The organism is Spirosoma spitsbergense DSM 19989 (genome assembly GCF_000374085.1).
Taxonomy (GTDB): Bacteria; Bacteroidota; Bacteroidia; order Cytophagales; family Spirosomataceae; genus Spirosoma; species Spirosoma spitsbergense.
In genome coordinates this window covers 35,298-58,535 of sequence record NZ_KB893455.1, presented here as the reverse complement: position 1 = coordinate 58,535, position 23,238 = coordinate 35,298, and the positions used below count along the sequence as shown (strand labels likewise).

Here is a 23,238-nt window from a genome sequence, read left to right as displayed (position 1 = left end):
AGTGTTGCTGTATCTCCGAACGGTAAGTAACCCGGTACGCTACACTACGAGCAGAGGATAACCGTATGCTTATCAGTGAATAGGTAGGGGAGTGGCCCGCAGAAGCTGCACTTCCATGGGGTGCAGTTGTACCCGCAGCACACGGACTGGCCCCTGGGTAACGCGGTTCTGCTCGTCGTGGATTTGAACCGTACCCGCGTTTTTGGTCGAGACAACCCCCGGTGCCTTGGACTGGGGGTGATTACTGTATAAAAGGCTGTACGCTGTTTGGTCCGCGTTTAGTATGGCATCCACAATAACATCCCCGTCAAAGCTTCCCGTAGTTTGCGTATTGGCCACAATCAATACTTCCTGGTCATGTAGAATTCGCGAAAAGGCAATGACGCCCGGACTGAACGGCGAAATGCCAAAATTCACTCCATCGCCCGAAAGAGGACGAAAATACTGTCGGCCATACCGCAGGGCCGGTTGTTCGGCCCGTACCCGACTCAGCTGCCGGATGGCTACGAAAAAGGGATGCGTGGGATCAAAGGCATTTGCCCCGTTGCCCCAGAGCGCTTCCCGTACGGCGGCATCACTACTACCATTGCCATGCAGGCCCTGCTCCGTTCCGTAGTACAGACACGGAATACCCTGTAACCCAAACAGGCAGGCGATTCCCAGGGTTAATTGCCGGTCGAACCGGGCAGGATCAGCAGGATTACGGTAATAAAAGCGTTGCCGCATATCGTGATTATCCAGAAAGGTCACGAAAAAGTTAGTGGCATCGCCGTGCGTACTCAGGATGTTGCTTTCCACCACCTTGCGATGCAGAAACATATCTTTTAGCACGGATGGAGCGGCCAGTCCCTTCGCTACGGCCGGGAGCCGGAAATAGAGCGGGAAGTCAAGGGCCGCATCCACCCCAATCGGTTCGTCGGTCAGGTTCGTGGCGCGGCCGATAAACTGATTGATCTTTTCTTCCTCGTCGAAGACTTCACCATACGTAAAGAAGTTTCTCTTACCAATGCTCAACGAAAATTCCCGCATGGCATTGGCAAAAATGCGGGCAAACTCAGCCTCGATAAACTTCAGCGTATCAATTCGAAAACCGTCGATGTCGTACTTCGCAATCAGGTACTGGTAGGCAAGAATCAGGGTAGTACGCACGGGAAAGGCCCGGTTAAAGGGCGTTGACTCGCTGAAATCCGTCACCAGTTCTTTGAGTGAGCTAAAATCACCCCCGTCTTCCGCGCCCCGGCCCTTCCGCCGAAACAGTTCATTACGCTGTAGCTCGACCGGCCAGATGGCTGCATCATCGGCAACAACGCCAACGCCGGTAAAATTCGCAAAATCCGGTTGCCCCTGAGCATCGTGCCAGCGGATCGGGTAAACGTCATTCCGCCCCGGCGCTTCGGCGGAGTTATGATTTCCCGGCAGGTCATAGCCAAAAACGTTACCGGCGTGGTTCAGAACAATATCGAAAATCACGTATATGTTGTGAGCGTGGGCCGCATCGACCAGGGCGCGTAGTTCGTCTTCTACCAGTTGGGGATTCTGCCGGGCCGCGACCGGATCGGAAGCAAACCGGGGGTCAATCTGCAAAAAGTCCTGAAAGCCGTAGCCATGATAGGTCGTATCCTCGTACTGGCAGTTTTTTATCACCGGCGATAGCCAGATAGCCCCTACGCCCAGTTGCTGAAGGTAGTCCAGTTGTTCGCGAACACCATTGAACGTGCCTCCCTGAAAAGTGCCCTGTTCACTATCAAAAGGCAGGCGGTGGGGTGGGGCCAGCGGATTATTGAACCGGTCGATGAGCAGGAAGTAAATCCAGACATCGCGCCAGTCGGGCGGTGAGGGAAAGGGCGTGTTTATGGTAATCGATTGATTGCCAATGGATACGTCTCGGCGTTGTGGGATAGACGCATTGGCCAGAACGGTTCGTACGGCTGAACTGCTAACGGAAGTAGGCATGGGTAAGATGAGTTGTATCTAGCAGCGATACTAGCCTGAATTTCTGAAAACTGCTCTACCGTACGCTCAATCGTACGTAGTACTGGTCCGGGATAGCCCCAATGCCCCAAAAGGTTTATTATTCGGTAAGAACAGGCGCAGGATCAATCCCTGTTCGATTGCAATAGCAGGACGTCTGCAGAAGCCAGAAGTGTTGGTTCAGGTGCCAGCTATCCGTCTTTCCCGAAGGCATAAGGGTTCTTTAGCCGACTAACTGTGGCATCTTTCTACTACAATGGGGTAAATCGGCATTATCTTTACTTTACTAATTGTACGTTTAAAAAGACTTCGCCTGGTGAAACTCCCCGTTTCGTTCTTATTTGCTTATCTATTGCTGAGCCATAGTAGCCTGCTGGCGCAGAAAAAAAATGAATCTTATCAACTCCACATCAGCCGTGCTACCTCCCCGGTTGTCCTTGATGGTTCCGTTGACGAACCCGCCTGGCAAGCCGCCGAAGTAGCCTCTGATTTCTGGATGGTATTGCCCATGGATACCAGCCGCGCTAAGGTGCGAACCGATGTGCGGATGACCTACGATGAGCATAACGTGTACCTGAGTGCCGTCTGTTTTCTGGGCGATGTGCCCGGGCCATACATTGTCGAGTCGCTCCGGCGCGACTGGAGTTTCAGCAAGAATGACAACTTCATCTTCTTTATGGACACCTTCGATGACCAGACCAACGGGTTCACCTTTGGGACCAATGCCGCCGGCGCGCAGTGGGATGGGTTACTGTATGAAGGCGGAAAAGCTAACCTTAGCTGGGATAACAAATGGACATCGGTCGTGAAGAACTACAGCGATCGCTACGTGCTGGAAATGGCTATTCCCTTCAAAACGATCCGGTACAAGAAGGGAATATCGCGCTGGGGAATCAATTTCAGCCGACTGGACCTCAAAACAACCGAAAAGTCGTCGTGGACACCCATTCAGCGGCAATTTCCAACGGCCTCACTGGCCCTGACCGGGGTGTTGATCTGGGACCAGCCCCCACCGCAGCCGGGACCCAATATTTCGTTGATTCCTTACGCCCTGAGCGGCCTGACCCGCGATTACCAGAACAATATTGATACAAAAGGGAGATTTAATGCGGGCCTGGATGCTAAAGTAGCCGTTACGTCATCCCTAAATCTGGACCTGACGGTCAATCCTGATTTCTCGCAGGTGGATGTTGACCAGCAGGTAACCAACCTGGATCGATACGAACTCTTCTTCCCCGAAAAACGCCAGTTTTTTCTGGAAAACGGCGATCAGTTTACCAACTTCGGGTATGCCACCATTCGGCCGTTTTTCAGTCGCAGGATTGGGTTGGGCGGTGTACCCATTCGGTTTGGCGCCCGGCTGAGTGGTAAACTCAATAAAGACTGGCGTATTGGCATCATGGATATGCAGACCGGGGGCGTTAGCGAAACAGGATTACCCGCTCAGAATTTTGCCGTTATGGCCCTGCAACGGCGCGTGTTTGCCCGGTCCAATATTGGGATCATGTTTGTCAATAAAGAGTCAATGGGCTACGAATCGGTTAGTAACAAAACGCTTTACTCTCACTATAACCGGAACCTCGGTGTTGAATATAACCTGGCTTCGGCCAATAATTTATGGACGGGTAAAGCCATGTATGTCCAGTCGTTCAGTCCCACGCAACCGCTCAATCCGGGGCAGGAAGCCAGCTCTGCCACAGGCAGCGGGGCCAGTGCGGTGTATGCCGCCAACCTGCAATATTTCAGCCGGAAATGGCTCATCAGCGGGCAGATAGAATCCGTAGGGGAAAATTATACCGCCGAAGCGGGTTACGTACCGCGCCGGGGCTACGAGCGGGTGCTGGGCACTCTGGGCTACACGTTTTTACCAACGGGCAGCGGAATCCTGAGTCACGGGCCAACGCTTAATTCAACCTACTTTTTCGACCCGGCCGGGCGGCAGAGTGATAACGAAAGTCTGCTGAATTACACCGTTACCTTCCGAAGTAAGAGCGTCCTTCAGGCCTGGGTAGCTACGGATTATGTACGGCTCCTGCAACCTTTCGATCCAACGAACACCGGTCGGGAAACGCTGGCCACGGGTGTGGAAAATAACTGGACAGCCTGGGGAACGGAATTTGACTCCAAACCGCAGAGTTTGTTTACCTATGGATTTTCATCGCGCTACGGCGGGTACTATGCCAACGGCACCCGCCTGAATCTCACGGCCGACCTGGGCTACCGGTTTCAGCCCTACGTGAGTCTGGCGGCTAGTGCCAGTTATAACGATATTCGGCTACCCCAGCCCTGGGGCCATACTACGTTCTGGCTGGTTGGGCCCCGGTTCGATCTAACAGTAACCAATACCCTCTACCTCACTACGTTTGTGCAGTACAACGAGCAGCAAAAAAACATGAACGTGAATGCGCGTGTGCAGTGGCGCTACAAGCCCGCATCTGATTTTTTTCTGGTCTATACGGATAATTACCTGCCCAACTCAGCGCAGATTGGGCAGGATGTGCCAGGTTTCTTCTCGGTCAAAAACCGGGCACTGGTGTTGAAGTGGACGTACTGGTGGAATCTTTAAGGGGTATTCGACAAACAAACTGTTTGTGTGCTGGTTTATTGTGAAATCCGCCGAAGGTCGACCGGATCTCAACTACACAAAACCTAGTCAAGGAGTATGAAAACCCTGTCCCGTTTCTTTCCAATGGCCGTTGTGGCCCTATTTTTAACCCTATTTCTAACCAGTTGTGAAGCCATCGGCAGTATTTTCAAAGCTGGTGCCTACACCGGTATCATCGGTGTTATTGTCGTTATTGGTATTATCATCTGGATTATTTCGAAGTTGTTCGGCGGTGGCCGCAGTTCGTAACGTTCTTATGCTCAAAAGCCGTTTTTTCGCCCGGAAAACGGCTTTTTTGTGTCTAGTGAAAATCATTGTCTGTAAATTGGACTTGCAACAAAAGACTGGCCAAATAGTCAAGCAACAGGTTGGAATTGCCCATTGTAATAGTCAAAAGGGGAAAGATAATCTAACGTGGAATGCGTTCGCTGGCAATTGTACTGCACCGTTGGCCCGGCAAATCTCAACATAGTCAAACACAGCTTGTTTAGCCATAGCCCGAGTTTGGAAATCCTGGTGATACACCAGCGCCGGTTCTGAAAGTCGGCCAAAAATAAGACTTTGGGCCGGATCGAATAGCTGAACAAGGAAAGAGAAGCCTTTGGAAACGTCTTTTCAGTTAAATACTGAGTATAAAACTAATAATCATTAGATCCCCGTCGATGGATCGTTCCTGAACAATTAGGCCCGAGTCTTCATCGAATAACCTGTCTCCAACTTGAGGTAATATGCCAAACGTGGCGTGAAACTTACGGATACTTTTGAAGCAAGTCCTAAGTCTGTCATAGCAAGTATCTATTACAATCGGATCTTCATACCATCTGTCAATTACAGATAGTTTTTTGACTTGATGAAGTTGTTTTTCTGAAAATAAGAAATGGATTTTCCACCCTTTAATAGCCCAACCGTGTTCCGTGATTGCTTCCATAATTGATTTTGTCTCTACCCCAGTCCCGGAAACTAATTTTGGTTCCATATTTAGTTGATTATCAGGTTATTTTTGCTCAAGGTAGTACAAATTGGTAACTTGTAGATTAGCTTCCTGACGCAACAGACAAATAATCTCCAGATGCAGGCTGGGGTGGTGATGCGGTCAACAAAACTTTTCTTACCAAAATAGGCATCAATAGCTGAATAATTACTGATAGTCAGCAGTTCATCAGAAGGCTAATGCAATCCTTACGCGTAGTGATCGACTAAATCAATGTCTTTATCCCGGCGTTCCTGAGGACCCGGTGTCAGCGCTACATCCCGATGAAAGGCTGTATGGGTATAGTGGCTACTATTATAGCCAGCGATGCAAAGGCTTCACTCAGGGCATGGTTGGTTCAGGAAGTCGAAGTACCAAAACTACCATGCCTTTTCCATACTCCCATTTTCACCGAACTAGTGTAAATGGTGTCTTCAACGGATGGGTACACAACAATAGAAATGCGAAGGACCGGTTACTTTTGCCCCAGAAAAGAATTTTAGCATCATGTACACGCTATACGCCATTCCCAACTGCGACACCGTCAAAAAAGCCCGGACCTGGCTGGCCGGGCACGGTATCGACTACACGTTTCATGATTACAAAAAGCAGGGAATAGACCGGCAAACGATTGAGCACTGGCTCACACAAAAGACCTGGGAAGAACTGGTCAACCGCGCGGGTATGACCTGGAAACAACTCCCCGATACCCAAAAGCCCACCAATGCCGAAGAAGCCATTACCCTGATGATACAGAAGCCGTCCGTTATTCGTCGTCCGCTGGTCGAAGCAGCGGGCCGCATTGTGGCGTTGGGTTTCAAGGCCGATGTGTACAATGAAACATTTTCCGGCTAGGTCGGGGTTGTCTCTGTAAACACATGAATATGGTAAGGAGAACGCTGGATTCGCCGGAAGCGATTAAATACATGGTGGATTCATTCTACGAAAAAGTGCAGGCCGATACGCTGGTTGGCCCCATCTTCACGGAGGTTGCGCAGGTAGACTGGTCTCACCACCTGCCTAAAATGTACGCTTTCTGGGAATCTATTATTCTGGGTAATAATGCCTACGACGGGCATCCCTTTCAACCACACTTGCTTGTCAATCAAAAACATACGCTAACCAGCGATCATTTTCAGCGCTGGTTAGCGTTATTTTCCGAAACCCTGAGCGAACGGTTCACCGGAGAAACGGCGGAGCAGGTTCGGCAGCGGGCTACGCAGATTGCGCTGGTCTGGAGTCAAAAGCTGGACTACCTCAACTATGGATAATGTAGAATGTAAAATGGATTTTGTTCATTTTACATTCTACATTCCTCTTTACTGCTTGCTGAATACCTTCTTCAGAATATCGGTGACCCGGGCGGCCGGGTTTTCACGAATTTTCTTTTCCTCCTGTGCTACCAGAATAAACAACCCGTCTACCGCTTTATTCGTAGCGTAGGACGTCAGATTCGGGTCCACTTTCTGCGCAATGAACGGGATTTTATTGTAGGTGTTCACCAGGCTGCTGTAGTATTTCGTGGCGTTGTTTTTATTCAGCGTGCTGTCGATAATGGGCGTAAACTCCGCCACCAGTTGCTGACCCGATGTACGGCGTAAATACTGCGTAGCAGCATCGTCCTGACCACCCAGAATACCCACCGCATCCTGAATGCTCATGGAGGTGATGGCCTTCACAAACACCGGAGCGGCTTTTTTAGCGGCATCTTCAGCGGCCCGGTTCAGCGATAATTCGAACTGATCGACCTGCTTACCCAGGCCAATCTCGCGCAGTGTAGACGCTACTTTCTGGGCTTCGGGCGGGAACGCAATTTTCAGCAATGGATTCTTGAAATACCCGTTCAGGGCCGATGCCTGAGTCGACCCATGCCTGACCCCAATGGCAAGGGCTTCTTTCAGCCCCGTAGCAATCTCACTGCTGCTCAAACTCCCGGCCGTACCCGTAGTTTGCTGCGTGACGGCGTTCAGAATCCGGCCGAAAAGCCCTCCTCCCGACGATTTGGGCTGGGTTGTATCCTGTTGGGCAAAACCAACCTGTGTAACTGTAAGTGCCAGCAATCCGGCTATAAGAACATTTTTCATCATCATGCATTTATCAGATTGTCATTGAGTAACTCCCAATGGCTCTAAATCGTTTTTTCGTACTTTTGACAGGTTAGAATGAAAAATGTAAAATGGAGAATGTAAAATAATTCATAAAAAATTGATTGTCAATGGATAATCTCTTTTGGGTCCGGGCAAAAGCATCTGTAACACCATCGTACATTAATCATTATCCATCATTCATTTCTCCATGACCAATACCATACGCGCCGAAGTAATTACCATCGGTGATGAAATACTCTTCGGACAGATTACCGATACCAACACCGCCTGGCTGGGCACCGAACTTACCAATATTGGCATCCGGGTAGTGCGGAAAACCTCCGTTGGTGACCAGGCCGACGCCATTCTCCAAAGCCTGCACGAAGCCCACGAACGGGCCGATATCATCATCCTAACGGGGGGCCTTGGCCCTACCAAAGACGATATCACCAAGAAAACCCTCTGCACTTATTTTGGGGTTGGGATGCTGCGTAACGAAACGGCTTTGGCCCTGGTAACCGGCTTTTTTGAGAAGCGGGGCCGGGCCATGACCGACCTCAACCGTGCCCAGGCCGACCTGCCCGCCAACGCGTTGTACATGCAAAACGACTGGGGAACCGCACCCGGCATGTGGTTTGAGTTCGCGAAGTCCGATGAATCGAAACGGGTGTACGTTTCCCTCCCCGGTGTACCGTTCGAGATGAAGCACCTCATGACCAACCGGATTCTGCCCCTCCTGACTCAGCACTTCGAAACGCCCATCATCAAGCATAAGATGATTCGGACCGTCGGCATTGGCGAGTCGTTTCTGGCCGAGCGAATCGAAGCCTGGGAGGATGGGCTGCCGGCCCACATCAAACTGGCTTACCTGCCCAGCTTTGGGGGGGTAAAGCTCCGCCTGACCGCTACCGGCGACGATAACGCCCTACTTGACCATGAACTGGCCGAACAGGTGGAAAAGGTGATGCCATTGATTAAAAAAAGTGTGTATGGTTTTGACAGTGACGAACTCGAAACGGTCATTGGAAAGTTATTAAAGGAGAAAGGGGTTGATGGCAAACCATTGACTTTGGGTGTAGCCGAAAGTTGCACCGGGGGCTATGTGTCGGCCCAGATTACGAAGGTGCCCGGTGCATCGGCTTATTTCTGGGGTAGTGTAGTCAGCTACAGCAATTCCGTGAAAGAGAACGTGTTGGGGGTAAAGCCCGAAACACTGCAACAATTTGGGGCGGTGAGCGAAGAAACCATCCGGGAAATGGCTGAAGGCGTTCGCACGGCACTTGGTACTGACGTGGGCATTGCCACTAGTGGTATTGCCGGGCCGGACGGCGGCACACCCGACAAGCCCGTTGGCACCATCTGGATTGCCTGCGCCACCCATCAGCGTACTATCACGCGGCTCCTGAAACTAGGTCAGTACCGCGATCAGAACATACAACTAACGACCAATTACCTGCTGAACATGCTGCGGGAAGAGATTTTAGTTCAGTATGCAGGAGTTGGGAGCGAGGAGTGAGGAGCCATCCGGCAAAAGCAAAAAACGAACCGGATGGCTCCTCACTTCTCACTTCTCACTTCTCACTTCTCAAAATAAACATGGCACTCATCGATATGATTATGCCCAAAATGGGCGAGAGTATAATGGAATGTACGGTCATTACCTGGCTTAAAAAGCCCGGCGACCGTATTGAAACGGATGAATCGGTGCTGGAAGTAGCTACGGACAAAGTAGATACCGACGTACCCTCGCTGCACAACGGCATCCTGAAAGAAGTATTGGTTCAGGAAGGGGATGTGGTGGCGGTTGGCGCGCCTATAGCGCGTATTGACGTGCAGGAACCCGTTGAGAATGGATCAGGTAAGGAAGAGTCTCCCGACGACGATGATGAAACCCAGCCGGAAAACCCGGATCAAACACCCGTTGGCGTTGGCGATGTAGCCAACGTACCGCAGGAAGCCGAACAAAAAGCCGTTCATGAGCCGGAAGTAGCTACCGCAGCGCAGGAAATTGAAGCCAGTATATCGGCCATGAGCAGCCGTCCGGCACCGGCAGAGAAAGCAGTCGCTACGTCGGCTACTACACTGGCGGGTGCCAATACGGAGGTGTTCACCGACCGGTTTTACTCCCCGCTGGTGTTGACCATTGCCCGGGAGGAAGGCGTATCGCGCGATGAACTCGACCGCATTCCCGGCTCCGGGGCCGAAAATCGGGTGACGAAAAAGGATATTCTGGCGTATGTGATCGACCGGGCCGAGGGGCGGCTTCCGACCGATTTTGCTTCATCGCCCCGGCAGCAACCATCTCCGGTAACCAATGCCCCAGGTCAGCCATCATCTGGACCGGCTCCCGCTGCACCGGCCAAAGGCAGTTCGCTAAACGGTCAGGACGATATTGTTCAGATGGACCGGATGCGGAAAATGATTGCGCATCGGATGGTGGAGTCGAAGCAGACTGCGCCCCACGTCAGCTCGTTTGTTGAAGCCGATATGACGAATATTGTGCAGTGGCGTGCCTGGGTAAAAGAGCAGTTTAAACAGCAAACCGGCGAGAACCTTACCTACACGCCGGTACTTGTTGAGGCCATTGTGAAAGCCATAAAGGATTTTCCGATGATCAATATATCGGTCGATAAAGACACGATTATTGTCAAAAAAGCCATCAACATCGGTATGGCGGTGGCCCTGCCCACGGGTAACCTGATTGTGCCGGTTATTCATAATGCCGATCAGTACAACCTGGTGGGATTAACTAAAAAAGTTAATGACCTGACCAAACGGGCGCGGGAAAACAAGCTCGTGGCCGACGACTTGGCGGGGGGAACTTACACCATTTCCAACATTGGCACGTTTGGCAACCTGATGGGTACACCCATTATTATGCAGCCACAGGTAGCCATCATGGCTTTCGGCGCTATCGTTAAAAAACCGGCTGTCGTTGAAACCAGCGAAGGCGATTTTATCGGTATCCGCCAACTCATGTTCCTCTCGCACTCCTACGATCACCGCGTGGTGGATGGCTCTCTGGGCGGTCAGTTTGTCCGGCGCGTAGCCGATTATTTAGAGCAATTTGATACAAACCAGAAAATCTGACCAGGATTTTAACCGGATTGAAAGGATTAGAATGATGTATGGCTGATAATCCTGAAAATCATTTTAATCTGGTTGAAATCCTGGTTTCGACAACCTATGAAACAACGCATTGCTATCGACATGGACGATGTCATGGCCGATACCCACAGTAAATTTATCCGGCTTTATCTGGAAGGCGAGATGCCCCGCTACTCGCTGGAAGAACTCAGGGAAAAATCGTTCCACGAATTGTTTGACGAGGATGAGTATCAGGCCATCTCCCAACGGGTGTATGAGCCGGGTTTCTTCCGGGATATTCCCGTTATGGAAGGAGCGCAGGACGTAATTGCCGACCTGATGCAGACGTATGACGTTTACATTGCATCGGCCGCGCAGGAATTTCCCAACTCACTGCGCGAAAAATGGGACTGGCTCCAGGAGTTTTTTCCGGCCATCTCGTGGCGGAATTACATTTTTATGGGTGACAAGAGCGTGCTCAATACGGATTTTCTGATCGACGATCTGCCCCGGAATCTCCGCACGTTTCAGGGGGAAGGATTACTCTTCGATGCCCTGCACAACCGGGACGACCGGGAGTTCCGGCGCGTAAAATCGTGGGAGGCCGTGGCGCAGGCGTTATTGTAACACGTTGTGTAGCATTCGGTATCTGTATCAACCAACAGTTAAAACCGGTGGCTGATACAAACTTGTTCTACACCCATCGCTGCTATTTCCGCGCCCCGTTCCGTACTTTTGCCCCATGAAAAAGTCAGACATTCACTTTTCGGTTGAGTTAGATAATCAGAACGTTCCCGAAAAAATCTACTGGGAAGCCACCGACAACCCCAACGAGGGACTCAGCGATACCCGCGCCTTCGCCATTTCTATATGGGATCATTACCACAACAGCACCCTCAAAATTGACCTGTGGACCAAGGAGATGGAAGTAGTCGATATGAAACGCTTCCTGATTGAGATCATGAGCGGCATTGCCGATACGGCCGTGAGTGCCACCGGCGATCAGCGCATGGCCGATGATATCGAAAAGACCTGCCAGGTACTGAGCAAACGGCTGGAAGAAGAAATAAAACAGCAGAAGTAAACGGTAGAAGGATGCCCAGAACGTCGTAACTGGCTGACGCAACATTCCGGCTGTCGTCAGCCAGTTACGACGTTCTGGAATTCAACTTCTTTCACTTATCCCGCTTCTCAAGTACGACCCTCGCACATTGGTCGTTAATTTGTTAGTACCTGTTTACGAACGATTCTCCATTCTTCATGAAAAAAAGTCTGCTACTGCTACTCTTCGTGGCCAACATTGCCTTTGGGCAAAAAGGCATTCAGTTTAGTGCATCACCCATTGCAAACGTGTTTCAGGATGCGCGCAGGACCGGAAAGCCCGTATTTGTTGAAATTTATTCGCCTACCTGCCACACGTGCCAGAGTTTTATACCGACCCTTGCCGATAGTCGGGTTGGCGCTTTTTATAACAGTAAGTTTATCAGCACCAAGCTGGATATCAACCAGCCCTCCACCCGTGCTTTTCTGGACAGTCGCCGATTGTTCGTGCCTTCGTTGCCGCTGTTCCTGTATTTCGACCCACAGCAGAACCTGATCCATTTTGCCATGAGTAACAACTCCACCGATGAGGTTATCCGGCATGGGACAAACGCGCTGAACCCGAAGGCTCGCAGCCAAACCATGAAGTCGCGGTATCAGCAGGGTGAACGCTCCGCTAATTTTCTGATCGATTACGCTATGTATAGTCGGGTAACCAAAGATACCCTGGCGAACATAGCGGCCATGAACGAGTACGCCAAACAACAACCAACCGCTTCCTACGCCAATCAGACTAACTGGCTGGCTCTGCAAAAACTGGTACTGGATTACGAAAACCCGATGTTTCAGTACATGATGGGGCACATGGATACCTACCGTAAAGCATACGGGGCTAAAGAGGCTCAGGATGTGGCCGAAAATATCCTGATGTCGTCGCTGTTCAGCGGGCGGGGGGCTAAGTATCCGATTGATAAAATTATGCAGATCCGGCAGGGGCTGGTAAAGATTGGTATTGACCCCAAAGTGGCGGCTAATCGTACCCTGCTGCCCGAAGTAAATGCGTATTTCAAAGCGGGTCAAACGGCTAAAGCGGTCGAGCGGATGGATAATCAGGTTAACTCCAACAAGCTGACGGTGCCGGAATACATTTACATTGCCCGCTTGTTCAACCGGTTCAGCCCTGACAGTAAGGACGTACCAACGGTTACGAAATGGATTAATCAGGGGCTTGCCGCCAATCCAAGTGCCAAGGAGCAGGCCGAACTCCGTGCCGAACTGGCTGCGGCTAATCGCCGGGCTAAGTAGAAAAACATACACACATAAAACGGGGTGCCACTTTCAGAAAGTGGCACCCCGTTTTTTATTCGGTAGTTGCTGTCTTTACCTATTGGTGGAAACCGACAGAATAACCGCTTTGGTAGTGGTACCGCCCACTATACCCCGTGCCACTAACGTATAGAACCGACTGGCATACGGTTGCAGCGTAGTTGATGCAAGGACGGTTGATGCACCAGTAGGTCTAATCTGAACTGGTACCGCCGTCGTCGCGTAGGCAATGGCGGGTATGGGAAAGAACGTAGCTGCTCCTTTCAATGGAGCAATGCCTGATGCAACCACCGTACCATTAACGACCAAATCGTAGGTAGCAGCGGCATCTGCGCCCGATACGAGGTTTACCAGGCGTACATATGCCTGTGCCGGGTCCTGAACGGTCAGGTTATCGGTCAGTGTCAGGGTGTTGTACGTTGGTGCCGTGCCATACAGGAACACCGAATAGTACGTATCGGCCTGCGTAGTCAAATCGGCAGTCGCCAGGGTGGCATCGGTGGTTACTGTAGTGCTGGCCGGTGTTACTACTTTCACCTTAGCCGTACCCGGTGTTACAAGGGCGTAGTCCTGATTCGGGAACGAGTTGAAGTACGTCAGTAGGGCGGGTACCGCTGGTGGAACGGTGTTGACTCCCGAAAACTTCTGGTCGTTCACGTAGATGTCAATACCGGCTGCGTCGGGGGCTGCGTGGTAAAACTTGACCCGCGCTCCCGTAGCGGGCACCACCGAGTTCCGGAAGTCGGCCGTATCCCCGCATGACCACAGGAAAAGAGTACTGATGAGGAGCAGGAATGCTGTTGGTTTATAATTCATTGGATGAATGAGTTGATAGGTTGACAGGCCCCATGAAGGGCTTTCGTTCGCTTACTTCTGACTGAACCAGGGCTCCATCGTGTGATAATCCAACGCGTTGCCGCCGTATTTATCCAGTGATGCCCGGTTCCAGACGTATTCGGAGTTATAGCGCGGACGTACCCGATAGGCCAGTTTTCCGTTGTTGTCGGGGAAGAGGTTGTTGGTGGGTGGGGGCGTGAAACCAACGTACACCGTAGGGTCGTAGTGGTACCGGCGCAAATCCACCCAGCTTTCAATGATACCGTGACCCGCCAGCGCGAGGTATTTCTGCATCATAATGTCGCTGATTTTCAGCGTGCCGCCCGACTGCGCTACGGCCGCACTGGCCAGATACTTTGCTTTGTCGGCCGATGCTATGCCCGCGTAATCGAGGGCCGCTCCGATACCCGCCTGATACGCACTCAGAGCCGTTGCTTTGTCGCCTTTAATGAAGGCCGCTTCGGCTTTGATGAACTGAATTTCAGCGTAGGTCAGGATGGCGAAAGGGGCGCCATCTTTGTAAATGTACTTACCCGGTGAGGTGCTGGATACCAGGTTCGGTAATTCACCCCAGAATGTAGGAACCCGTTTCGTGTTTCCGTTCACGTTGTTCGGATCGCCCTGCGTAGGCGTAACACCGCGATAAACGCCGTCGGGCGAAGCCGTAGCCAGAATCGGTAAACGGGGGTCGGTTACCCCGTTAAAGACCCGGCCATCCAGCAAACTGACCAGAAAATCTGTTTGGCGATAGGTACCGATGTTGCTCCGGGTAGTGCCGAAGAAATTCATCAGGGCCGAGTTGCCACCAGCCGTGAAAGGCACGTTGAAATTGTCGGCATTACTCGCCAGCGATTTGTTGCAGTAATCAATCACCACATCGGGTTTGTAGCTCGCCTTGTTGCTGATGTGGTTGGCATTCCGGGCCAGCACACCGTAGGCGAACTTAATCCATTTGCTGCGGTCGCCCCCGTAAACCAGGTCACCCCGCGCCAGCGATGCCTGCGATACGTTACCATCGGTGCGGTTCAGGTCCGTGATGGCATCGTTCGTCAGTTTCTGGACGTAGGCGTACACTTCTTCCTGCGTATCATAATCGAACACATAGCGGTTTGGCTCGAAGGCTTCTTTTAGGATTATTTCGCCGTGGTAGTCGGTAGTCGTTTGCCAGCTCCAGGCGAATATCGCTTTGGCTACGCCACTATAATCCCACTTCTGCTTGGCAGCTGCATCGTCGAGCACAAGCCGGATGTTTTCGCCGAGGTTCCAGTAGTGTACCCGCCAGATTAACCCGGCATTGTCGGAACCGGCATCGTAGCCCATGCGGTCCCAGTTGTTATTGACCGAGGCATCGCCCCAGTTCTGAACGTATTTGCCGATAAAGCGGGAATCGAACTGCTCGCCAAAGGCCATCTGGGCAAACATGGGGGGCAACAGTACATACCCTTCCGCCACCTGTGGGTTCGAGGGATCCCGGTTTATATTGAGGTAGTTATCGCAGCTGCTCAGCGTCATCAGACTGATTAGCAGGGCGACGAGTGTAAAACGTTTCATTGATGTATGTGATAAGATGTAAGAGGTCCGATTAGAATCCAAGACGTATACCGGCGGATAGGCCGCGGGGGACGGATAGCGTGCCGAAGTCGATGCCGCCCGCGCCAACACCACCCGATGTTGCCGTAGTGCCGTTTACGTTCGGGTCGGCCCCGGTGTAATTGGTCCACAGAAACAGGTCGGTGCCGTTCAAAAAGACACTGGCCTGCTTGAACACCTTCGTCCGGGTCAGCAGGGCCGTTGGAATCACGTAGCTAATGGTCACGTCGCGCAATCGTAGCCAGTTGATGTCCCGCTCCACAAACTCCGACTCCGGAATGGAATTGTAATAATCCGTTGAGCGCAGCGCGGGTACCACCTGAATGGTGTTCGGCGTTGGGGTGCCGGTATCTTCTTTGCCATCGCGCAAAACGCCCTTGAACGTAACGGGTACATCGCGGTCGAGGGTGCGCTTGCTCAGGCCGGTGCGCCAGAGGTACATGGCCGTGCCGTTGAACACGTCGCCCCCTTTGCGGATGTCGAGCAGGAACGATAGACTCAGGGATTTATATCGGAACGAGTTCGTCAGGCCAATGGTGAAGTCCGGATTCCGGTCGCCAATGGGCAGGAAGGTATTGTTTGTAATGGGCAGTCCGTTCGTTGGGTTAACCAGGATATCACCGGCTTTATTCCGGGCGTAACTGTACCCCCCAATGGCCGTAGCCGAGCCACTACCGCGCTGATAATAATCGAAGTTATAGCTGCGGTAGGCCGGGTTGTCGCTGGGGAAATAAGACGGCAGGTTGTTCACGAACGCACTGGAGCGGGCGTTGTTATACAGCCAGGTATCTGAATTGTAATATTCCGGTACGTCGGCGGGCAGATTCTTAACGTCCGTAGCCAGTTTTGAGAAGTTCAGGATAACATCCCAGCCAAAATCAGCCTTTTTGACGGGCGTACCTTTCAACTGAATCTCGACCCCCCGGTTGTTGAACGTGCCGCCGTTGAGCAGCCCGAAGATGTAGCCCGTTCCGTAGCTGAGTCGCTGCGTAACAATCTGCTGCGACAGTGTCTTGTTATAATAGGCAAAGTCGAGACCCAGGCGTCCGCCGTAAAACATCAGTTCGGTACCCAGCTCGTAACTCTCTCCGCGCTCTGGTTTCAGGTCTGAATTGCTCCCGTAGAAGTCATACGCGAAACCGCCACCGGTAGTCGTCTGGGGAACCAGCGTGGCGGCCACTTTATACGGGGGCGCATCCCGGCCGGTCTGGCCGTAGCTGGCCCGTAGTTTACCGTAGTAGAACGTGTTGCCCCGATTTTTGAACGCGGGCAAGTCGGAGAAGTTGAACGCCAGCGAAGCCGCCGGGTAGAAGAAGCTCCGGTTGGCAGCCGGCAGGGTACTCGACCAGTCATTCCGGCCGGTCAGGGTCAGAATCAGCAACTCATCGTAGTTCAGCGTCAGGCTACCCAGTACACTCTGTAGCCGCTGCTGCGTTTGAGTGTATTTGTTGCGCTGCGTGGTCGGGTCCGTGTTGTTGGTCGAGTTGAAATCGGGCAGGTACAGCCGTTCGCCGTAGGCCGTCGTTACCTTATAGTTTCGGTCGTCGATGGTAGTACCCATCAACAGCGAGGTGCTCAGTTTGCCAAAGTTTTTCTTCACCGTAGCCAGGAAGTTTCCGTTGAGCAACTGGCTGTTTTCCAGGGCATTCTCCACCGATCCTCTCGTTGAAAAACCACCCAGGGTTACGTCCGTTCCCTGCCACGATTCCGGATTCAGGAACAGATTGCTCTGTGTAGAATACAAATCGGCACCAAAACGACCAACCAGATTCAGCCAGGGCGTTGGGTTATAATTCAACTGGAAGTTGGCGATGGTCCGGTTCGTCACGTCGCCACTTTTATTTCTGTTGACGGAGAAAAACGGGTTATCAGGCTCTCCCTGGTTGATGCTGCCCAGTAAAATCCGGCGGGTACCGTCCGGATTCAGGTAACTGGTAATATCATCGTTGGCGGGCCAGGCAAGCAGCCCAATCAGGAATCCACTATTGCCCCGAATGGCCTTCGTTACCTGCGAATTGACGTAGTTGAACGAGGTCATCACGTCCAGTTTCGGGTTGATGCGGGCCGTACCGGTCAGGCGGACAGACAGGCGTTTGTAGCCCGTGGTAGGCACAACGCCCGTTTGGTTGGTGTAGTTAGTCGAAAGCCGGTAGGTGGCCACGTCGCTGCCCCCCTCGAAACCGATGTTGTGTACCTGCGTGAAGCCTTTCTGGAAAAAGCTGCGCACGTTGTCGTAAATAGGGGCATCAGACGGGTATTTGGGGCCAAAATACGTGGTGGCATTGGCATTGGGATACCCCAGGGTACCGCGTCCGTAGGTGGTTTGGGCTTCGGGAAACCGGTATACTTCCGTGCTCTGAAAGCGGTTGTCGTACGTGACGCGGGCGGCCCCTTTGGCACCCCGTTTGGTGGTGATAACAATGGCACCCGAGGAGGCATCGATGCCGTAGAGGGCTGCGGCTTCCGGCCCTTTCAGTACCGTAATGCTCTCGATATCATTCGGGTTAATGTCGGCGGCCCGGTTCAGGTAATCGTTGTCGCGGTTGGGGCGGTTGGATACCAGGGCGCCCTGATTGAAGGTACGGTTGTCGATGGGCAGACCGTCCACCACAAACAAAGGCTGGTTATTGCCCCCAATGGAGCTGGCACCCCGCAACTGAATCGACGCCGACGAGCCGGGTGTTCCCGAGGTGGTGGTCATGGTCAGACCCGCCACGCGCCCCTGTAAACCCACCAGGAAGTTGTCGCGCTGGGCATTGACAATATCCTGCCCTTTTACTTCGCTTACGGTGTAGCCCAATGCCCGTTTCTCCTGACGAATACCGAGCGCCGTTACGATGACCTCGTTTAGTTCGGAAGCTGATTCTGCCAGACTAACGTTAATCTGACTTCTCGAACCAGCCTCAACCGTTTGGCTGACCATACCAATCAGGCTAAAGACGAGTGTAGCGTTAGGCCCAACGGTTAGTTTGTAGTTGCCCGAACCATCGGTGGTTGTGCCCCGGCTGGTGCCTTTGACCTGGACGTTGGCACCCGGTAAAACACTGCCATCTTTGGCCGATGTAACTGTGCCCGTGATGACTTGCCCCTGGGCGTACAAGTCGGGTAATAGTGCCAGGGTGAGGAGTACAAGAAATGCACTGCGTATACGTGCTCCCATAAGCAGAAAAGGGTTGTAAGTGAGTGATGAATGTGAATTAAAATCGAATTAATTCCGGCAAAGAAACAAAAAGATAGGCTAAATAGAATGAAGAATTTTTCATGTCCACAGAGAAACACCAGCCACCATAGTTTGCTGTCCGAAAAAATAGGATTATGCCAATAATACAGTTCGCTAAGTTGCAGGCAATAACAACGTATACGGAGGGCTGTCAACTGCTTTTGCAGCTAGTACAAACGACAGGTTAATGGATTCTATAAATGCAGCTAAGTGAGCCACAGGGATTGTCAAAGTAGTGCTATGTGCCCTGCTTCTCATTTCGGGGAAGGTGTACGGGCAGACTACTATTTTCTTCGATTATAAAAACCCCCGAAACGGTAAACTGGAGACGGCAAGCAACTATTTAAGTGATTTTGCTTTGAGAAGCCGGATAAGGGATGTGCGGTGCTACGAAATGGGCTGGTACCGGTTTCGTGTCAGGCAAAAAGCTGTTATCGACAGCGTTGCTTTCTACGGAGATATTCACCCGGAACTGCGGGCGCTGGGCGAAAAAAGCATCCGGGAAAGCCAGGTGTACTGGCAGTGCAGGGATTGTGAAAAGACGGGCGGACACTGGTTCACCATCCCCGTTCTCCTGGCATTCACTTGTGTTGGAAATTGTGCTCCTAACGCCATATACGACCAGTCATCGGCCTTCTGGAACGAACTGTTCAGGGATCATAAAAGCCAGCAGATTCCAGTTAGTCCCACCGAGTGGCTGCTGGCTCCGATGTCTGTCACCTGTATGCGGTAAGGCTCAATAGCTTAGTTTTTTCAGTCGGAAAAGCGTGCTAAACAGCTCAACCATTTTTGCGAGTTGTGCTACATCCGTAGAATCCGTCCTTACGGTTCCACCGCAGCCGGATTCTTTGTGGGTAGGCGGGCATCGACTGCCTTCCGCCAGGATACCAGTTTATCGTGCAGTTCGCGCACTTTAGCCGGATTACTTGCGGCCAGATTTTTTTGTTCGCCGATGTCGGAGGAGAGGTTGTAGAGTTCCAGACCACGCCCGTCCTCAAACCATTCGATCAGCTTCCAGTCGCCATCCCGCACCGCCGAACCGGGTGAGCCGCCCTGATTGCCGTAGTGTGGGTAATGCCAGTAAACGGGCCCGCGCGGCATTTTTTTGCCGCGCAGGACGGGTACCATACTTATGCCATCTCTATGCTGGGCGGGTAACAAAGGCAGCCCCGTCATCTCCAGGATGGTCGGATAAAAATCGGTGCTCGTTACCACCTGGTCACTGGTGCGGCCCGCTTTCGTAACGCCGGGCCAAGCGTGGCCCGGCCAGTAAATAACCATCGGCTCCCGGATGCCCCCTTCGTAGAGCCAGCCCTTACCGCCCCGCAGGGGCAGGTTCGAGGTGGGATGCCCCTCGGCCGTTGACAAGCCCCCGTTGTCGGACATGAAAATAACGATGGTGTTCCTGTCTACCCCGTTTTTCGCTAACGAAGCTATTACCTTGCCCACCGCCCGGTCCATCGTCTCGACCAGAGCCGCGTACACGGGCAGCGACTGATTAAGCCGGACTTTGCTCTTTCCTTCTTGACCCCACTGATCGTCCAGACCCAGCCTCTTCCTTTTTTCGGTGTACTTATCGACCAGCTCCTGCGGAGCACCCAGCGGATTATGTACTGCGTAAAAAGAAAGGTAGGCCAGAAAAGGCCGAACGCGGCCCGGACCGGACTTGTGTTCGTTGATAAACGCTACGGTCTCGTCGGCCAGGCGGTTGGTGAGGTTTTCGCCCGGCGGGCCATCGGTCAGGCGGGGATTGGCGTAGGGAACGAAATAGCCTTTTCCGCGCGGTGAACCGGCTTCGTAGCCCCCTTTATTGATATCAAAACCTTGTTTTTCGGGCCAGAAGTCGGCCGTTTCGCCCAGGTGCCACTTCCCCGCGAAAAAGGTGCTGTACCCGTGGCTCTTTAACGCTTCGGCCAGGGTAATTTCGCTCAGTGGCAGGTTCTCTTCGTAAGGAGCAGGCAGCAGTGGTTTGTTCTTTGTCCAGTGTTTACCGACCGTTTCGGGCTGCGGGGCACCAAACCAGTCGGTCGTATGCATCCGGGCGGGGTACTTGCCGGTCATGATGCTGGCCCTGGTTGGCGAGCAGACGGGGCAGGCTGCGTAGGCGTTGGTAAACTTAACGCCCTTTTGGGTCAGGGCGTCGATGTTCGGGGTTTCGTAGAACGAACTGCCAAAAGCCCCGATATCCCGCCAGCCCAGGTCGTCAACCAGAATGAACAGGATGTTGGGTGGTCCGGCAGCCCGGCCCGCCGGGCTGCGTTCCGTCGCGTTCGGGTTCGCGGGTTTGGAACGCTCAACCGAACCAACGAACCCAGCGGTCAGCACTAACGTGAACAGAAATCCGATGATAGCTGCCAGATGGATGCGATGGCTGATTTGTGCCAACGTGTGCTGTTTAAACATAGTTTATTCAATCAATTAGCGGGGTACTTCCCGATGGATTACAGAAGTCAGTCAACAGTTTCTACTCAGTACGTCAAGCGGCCATTTAACGGATTTGCCGATTACTTTGAACGCAGTCCGTATCCGTCATTCGGTTTCGTTTCGTAACAGGCGTCCCCCGTGGGCGTACAAAAAGACACTGGCCGACAGTAAGGCGTGGTACGGCTTTGCTTTCAGCGTTTTTTTGAGGGTATAAAACTGCTCAACGTCCGCAACCCAGTCGCTGGCGTTGGGCTGGTACATGAGTTGCTGCATCACCACATTGGCCACGTTATCATCGGCTGAATCGAGGTGTTTCCGCAGAACTGCTTTAGCCGCGTTGTCGTCAAAATTTCCGTTCAGGATTGACGCAGCGATAACCTGATTAAGGGGATAGCTATCGGCCAGAGCCGCCGTCAGCTGGGCCTGATACGGCATTAAATCCGGTTTAGGTTGCGAACGAAGGCCCATCAACGCCCAATAACGCACCATTGAATTCCCGCTCTTCAGTGAGCCGATCTGTTTCGTGAGCGTGGCCGCATCGTGGAAACCCGATAAGCTGGCGACTTCGTAGATGTCCCGGATCGGGTAGTTTGCGTCCTGTTGCCGGAATGTGTAGGCGTTGGTGGTTTTAGACAGATTGGCAATCTCGTATTCGGGCAGGAAAAGCACATCGCGCTGACTAAGTACGTTGCTGCGAAGCTGCGTTCTAAACTCGTTTAGCAATGGCTCGTAACCCTTTTTCTGAGCCAGGTTATCAATTTCCCAGGGATCTTTCTCCAAGTCGTACAGCAACTCGGCGGGCCGGGGGAGGACCATTTGCTGCTGTACATTGTTTAGCTTTTTGTCTTTAAAATCGCTCCGAATGTGTTGCGTAATCTCCCCTATGTCCATATACTGAAGGTATCGCAATTCGGGTATATAAGGCATGAATATCCGGGTGTAGGCGTAGTGACCTTTGATAACCGTCCGGGTCAGGTCGTAACTTTCGTCGGAGCGGTCGGAGGAGAGGAACAAATACGGTGGTTCCGCGGTCCGGCGTTCCGGCGTTCCAAACTTCCCCATCAGACTACGCCCCTGCATGTACGACGGAATTTCCACACCTGCCAATGACAATACGGTTGGCGCCAGGTCCACGAAATCAATCTTTTCGTTGGTTACGGCACCGCCACTCCTGGCCGGGCCTTGCTTCCAGGGGGAGAGGTGTTTGTACTTTTCGGGAAACCAGACGATGAACGGCACCCGGTGGCCTAATCCCTTACCATTGGTTTTGGCATCGGGCATGCCTTCGCCGTGGTCGGCAAACACGAAAATGATGGTGTTCTCCCGCAGACCTTCTTTCTCCAGCCGTGCCAGCAATTCACCAAACTCGGTATCGGTTTTGGTGATGGCGTTATAAATCCGGGCCGTCTGTCTGCGCATGGCCGGCGAATCGCGGTAGAACGGCGGCATTACAATATCCGCGTCTTTGGTTTGCTGACTCTCCGCCAACTGGTCGATAATCTGTTTTTTGTACTGGGCAAACGGCTCGGTCATCGTCCGTGACTGGTGACTCGACATGGAGTTGAAAACCGCAAAAAACGGTTGCCCATCTTTGCGTTTCCACCACCCGGCCTGCCCTGAACTCTCGTCCCATGATTCCTGAATAATGCGACTGGCTGCCGATGTGTTATAGTCGGTTTTAGCGTTGTTGGTCGTGTAATACCCCGCATCGCGCAGGTACTTCGGGAAGCCCGTCATGGTATCGGGAATGGGGTAGTTGCTCCGGTGATTGCCCGTGCCGAGGGTGTAGGTTTTGCAGCCCAGAATCAACGCGTTCCGGCTGGGCGAACACACGCTGCCCGTCGAATAGGCCGACGTGAAACGGGTGCCTTCGGCGGCTAGTATATCCATGACGGGCGTTTTGGCTGCTTTATTGCCGTAGCAGCCGATAAACTCAGGCGAGGTATCTTCAAACGTCAGCCACAGGATGTTGGGCTTGCTTTGTCCTGAAGCAGCGAGTGCGACCAGAAAGCAAAAGAGCACAGGTACATACCTCCGTAACCAGCGTCCCACAGGGACAAAACAGCGTAGCGTCGGTAGA

At 52.5% G+C, this 23,238-nt stretch carries 18 protein-coding genes; 10 read left to right on the top strand and 8 right to left on the bottom strand.

Translation table 11 applies throughout. The features are described from left to right. Positions 1-72 precede the first annotated feature (72 nt). On the bottom strand, positions 73-1,953 hold the full coding sequence (locus tag B157_RS0108765) for an alpha-amylase family glycosyl hydrolase (RefSeq protein WP_020602974.1): 1,881 nt from the start codon (positions 1,951-1,953) through the stop codon (positions 73-75). Between the two features lie 334 nt (positions 1,954-2,287). On the opposite strand from B157_RS0108765, the gene B157_RS0108760 reads away from it, so the two are divergent. Continuing rightward, positions 2,288-4,537, top strand: a complete 2,250-nt coding sequence (locus B157_RS0108760; RefSeq protein WP_020602973.1) for a carbohydrate binding family 9 domain-containing protein — start codon at positions 2,288-2,290, stop codon at positions 4,535-4,537. 96 nt (positions 4,538-4,633) lie between these two features. Next, positions 4,634-4,825: a hypothetical protein gene (locus tag B157_RS0108755; protein ID WP_020602972.1), complete on the top strand. Its 192-nt coding sequence runs from the start codon at positions 4,634-4,636 to the stop codon at positions 4,823-4,825. Between the two features lie 370 nt (positions 4,826-5,195). Here B157_RS0108755 and B157_RS0108750 read toward each other — a convergent pair whose 3' ends face one another. Then, positions 5,196-5,552 carry a hypothetical protein gene (locus tag B157_RS0108750; protein WP_020602971.1) on the bottom strand — a complete coding sequence of 119 codons (357 nt, stop codon included), beginning with the start codon at positions 5,550-5,552 and terminating at the stop codon, positions 5,196-5,198. Between the two features lie 501 nt (positions 5,553-6,053). On the opposite strand from B157_RS0108750, the gene B157_RS0108745 reads away from it, so the two are divergent. Both B157_RS0108745 and B157_RS0108740 read left to right on the top strand, forming a co-directional pair. After that, positions 6,054-6,401: an ArsC family reductase gene (locus tag B157_RS0108745; RefSeq protein ID WP_020602970.1), complete on the top strand. Its 348-nt coding sequence runs from the start codon at positions 6,054-6,056 to the stop codon at positions 6,399-6,401. A 23-nt stretch (positions 6,402-6,424) separates the two neighbouring features. Then, positions 6,425-6,817, top strand: coding sequence for a group III truncated hemoglobin (locus tag B157_RS0108740; protein ID WP_020602969.1), 393 nt, complete (start codon positions 6,425-6,427; stop codon positions 6,815-6,817). Positions 6,818-6,865: 48 nt separating this feature from the next. Here the strand turns inward: B157_RS0108740 and B157_RS0108735 are convergent, their stop codons facing one another. Next, positions 6,866-7,636 (bottom strand): DUF4197 domain-containing protein, encoded by a 771-nt coding sequence (locus tag B157_RS0108735; protein WP_020602968.1) that lies wholly within the window; start codon positions 7,634-7,636, stop codon positions 6,866-6,868. A 205-nt stretch (positions 7,637-7,841) separates the two neighbouring features. Between B157_RS0108735 and B157_RS0108730 the strand changes: the two genes are divergently transcribed. From B157_RS0108730 to B157_RS0108710, 5 genes are all read left to right on the top strand, one after another. Then, on the top strand, positions 7,842-9,149 hold the full coding sequence (locus B157_RS0108730) for a competence/damage-inducible protein A (protein WP_020602967.1): 1,308 nt from the start codon (positions 7,842-7,844) through the stop codon (positions 9,147-9,149). Between the two features lie 80 nt (positions 9,150-9,229). Next, positions 9,230-10,723: a dihydrolipoamide acetyltransferase family protein gene (locus tag B157_RS0108725; RefSeq protein ID WP_020602966.1), complete on the top strand. Its 1,494-nt coding sequence runs from the start codon at positions 9,230-9,232 to the stop codon at positions 10,721-10,723. A 96-nt stretch (positions 10,724-10,819) separates the two neighbouring features. After that, the gene (locus B157_RS0108720) at positions 10,820-11,347 is read left to right on the top strand and encodes a 5' nucleotidase, NT5C type (RefSeq protein WP_020602965.1); all 528 of its coding nucleotides are present in this window, start codon (positions 10,820-10,822) and stop codon (positions 11,345-11,347) included. 115 nt (positions 11,348-11,462) lie between these two features. Beyond that, positions 11,463-11,804 (top strand): gliding motility protein GldC, encoded by a 342-nt coding sequence (gene gldC, locus B157_RS0108715; RefSeq protein WP_020602964.1) that lies wholly within the window; start codon positions 11,463-11,465, stop codon positions 11,802-11,804. A gap of 176 nt (positions 11,805-11,980) precedes the next feature. Then, positions 11,981-13,066: a thioredoxin family protein gene (locus B157_RS0108710; protein ID WP_020602963.1), complete on the top strand. Its 1,086-nt coding sequence runs from the start codon at positions 11,981-11,983 to the stop codon at positions 13,064-13,066. A 75-nt stretch (positions 13,067-13,141) separates the two neighbouring features. Here the strand turns inward: B157_RS0108710 and B157_RS0108705 are convergent, their stop codons facing one another. Genes B157_RS0108705 through B157_RS0108695 form a run of 3 tightly spaced genes read right to left on the bottom strand, consistent with a single transcriptional unit; the run spans position 13,142 to position 18,674 of the window. Further along, the gene (locus B157_RS0108705) at positions 13,142-13,903 is read right to left on the bottom strand and encodes a DUF4397 domain-containing protein (RefSeq protein WP_020602962.1); all 762 of its coding nucleotides are present in this window, start codon (positions 13,901-13,903) and stop codon (positions 13,142-13,144) included. Between the two features lie 51 nt (positions 13,904-13,954). Further along, a complete protein-coding gene (locus tag B157_RS0108700) occupies positions 13,955-15,475 on the bottom strand; it encodes a SusD/RagB family nutrient-binding outer membrane lipoprotein (protein ID WP_020602961.1) in 1,521 nt (506 codons plus the stop codon). 31 nt (positions 15,476-15,506) lie between these two features. Then, a complete protein-coding gene (locus B157_RS0108695) occupies positions 15,507-18,674 on the bottom strand; it encodes a SusC/RagA family TonB-linked outer membrane protein (RefSeq protein WP_020602960.1) in 3,168 nt (1,055 codons plus the stop codon). Between the two features lie 295 nt (positions 18,675-18,969). Between B157_RS0108695 and B157_RS0108690 the strand changes: the two genes are divergently transcribed. Continuing rightward, positions 18,970-19,467: a hypothetical protein gene (locus tag B157_RS0108690; protein ID WP_020602959.1), complete on the top strand. Its 498-nt coding sequence runs from the start codon at positions 18,970-18,972 to the stop codon at positions 19,465-19,467. Between the two features lie 89 nt (positions 19,468-19,556). Here B157_RS0108690 and B157_RS0108685 read toward each other — a convergent pair whose 3' ends face one another. Together B157_RS0108685 and B157_RS34800 are read right to left on the bottom strand one after the other, a co-directional pair. Continuing rightward, positions 19,557-21,137 carry a sulfatase gene (locus tag B157_RS0108685; protein WP_020602958.1) on the bottom strand — a complete coding sequence of 527 codons (1,581 nt, stop codon included), beginning with the start codon at positions 21,135-21,137 and terminating at the stop codon, positions 19,557-19,559. 126 nt (positions 21,138-21,263) lie between these two features. Then, positions 21,264-23,210, bottom strand: a complete 1,947-nt coding sequence (locus B157_RS34800; RefSeq protein WP_020602957.1) for a sulfatase family protein — start codon at positions 23,208-23,210, stop codon at positions 21,264-21,266. Positions 23,211-23,238: the final 28 nt, after the last annotated feature.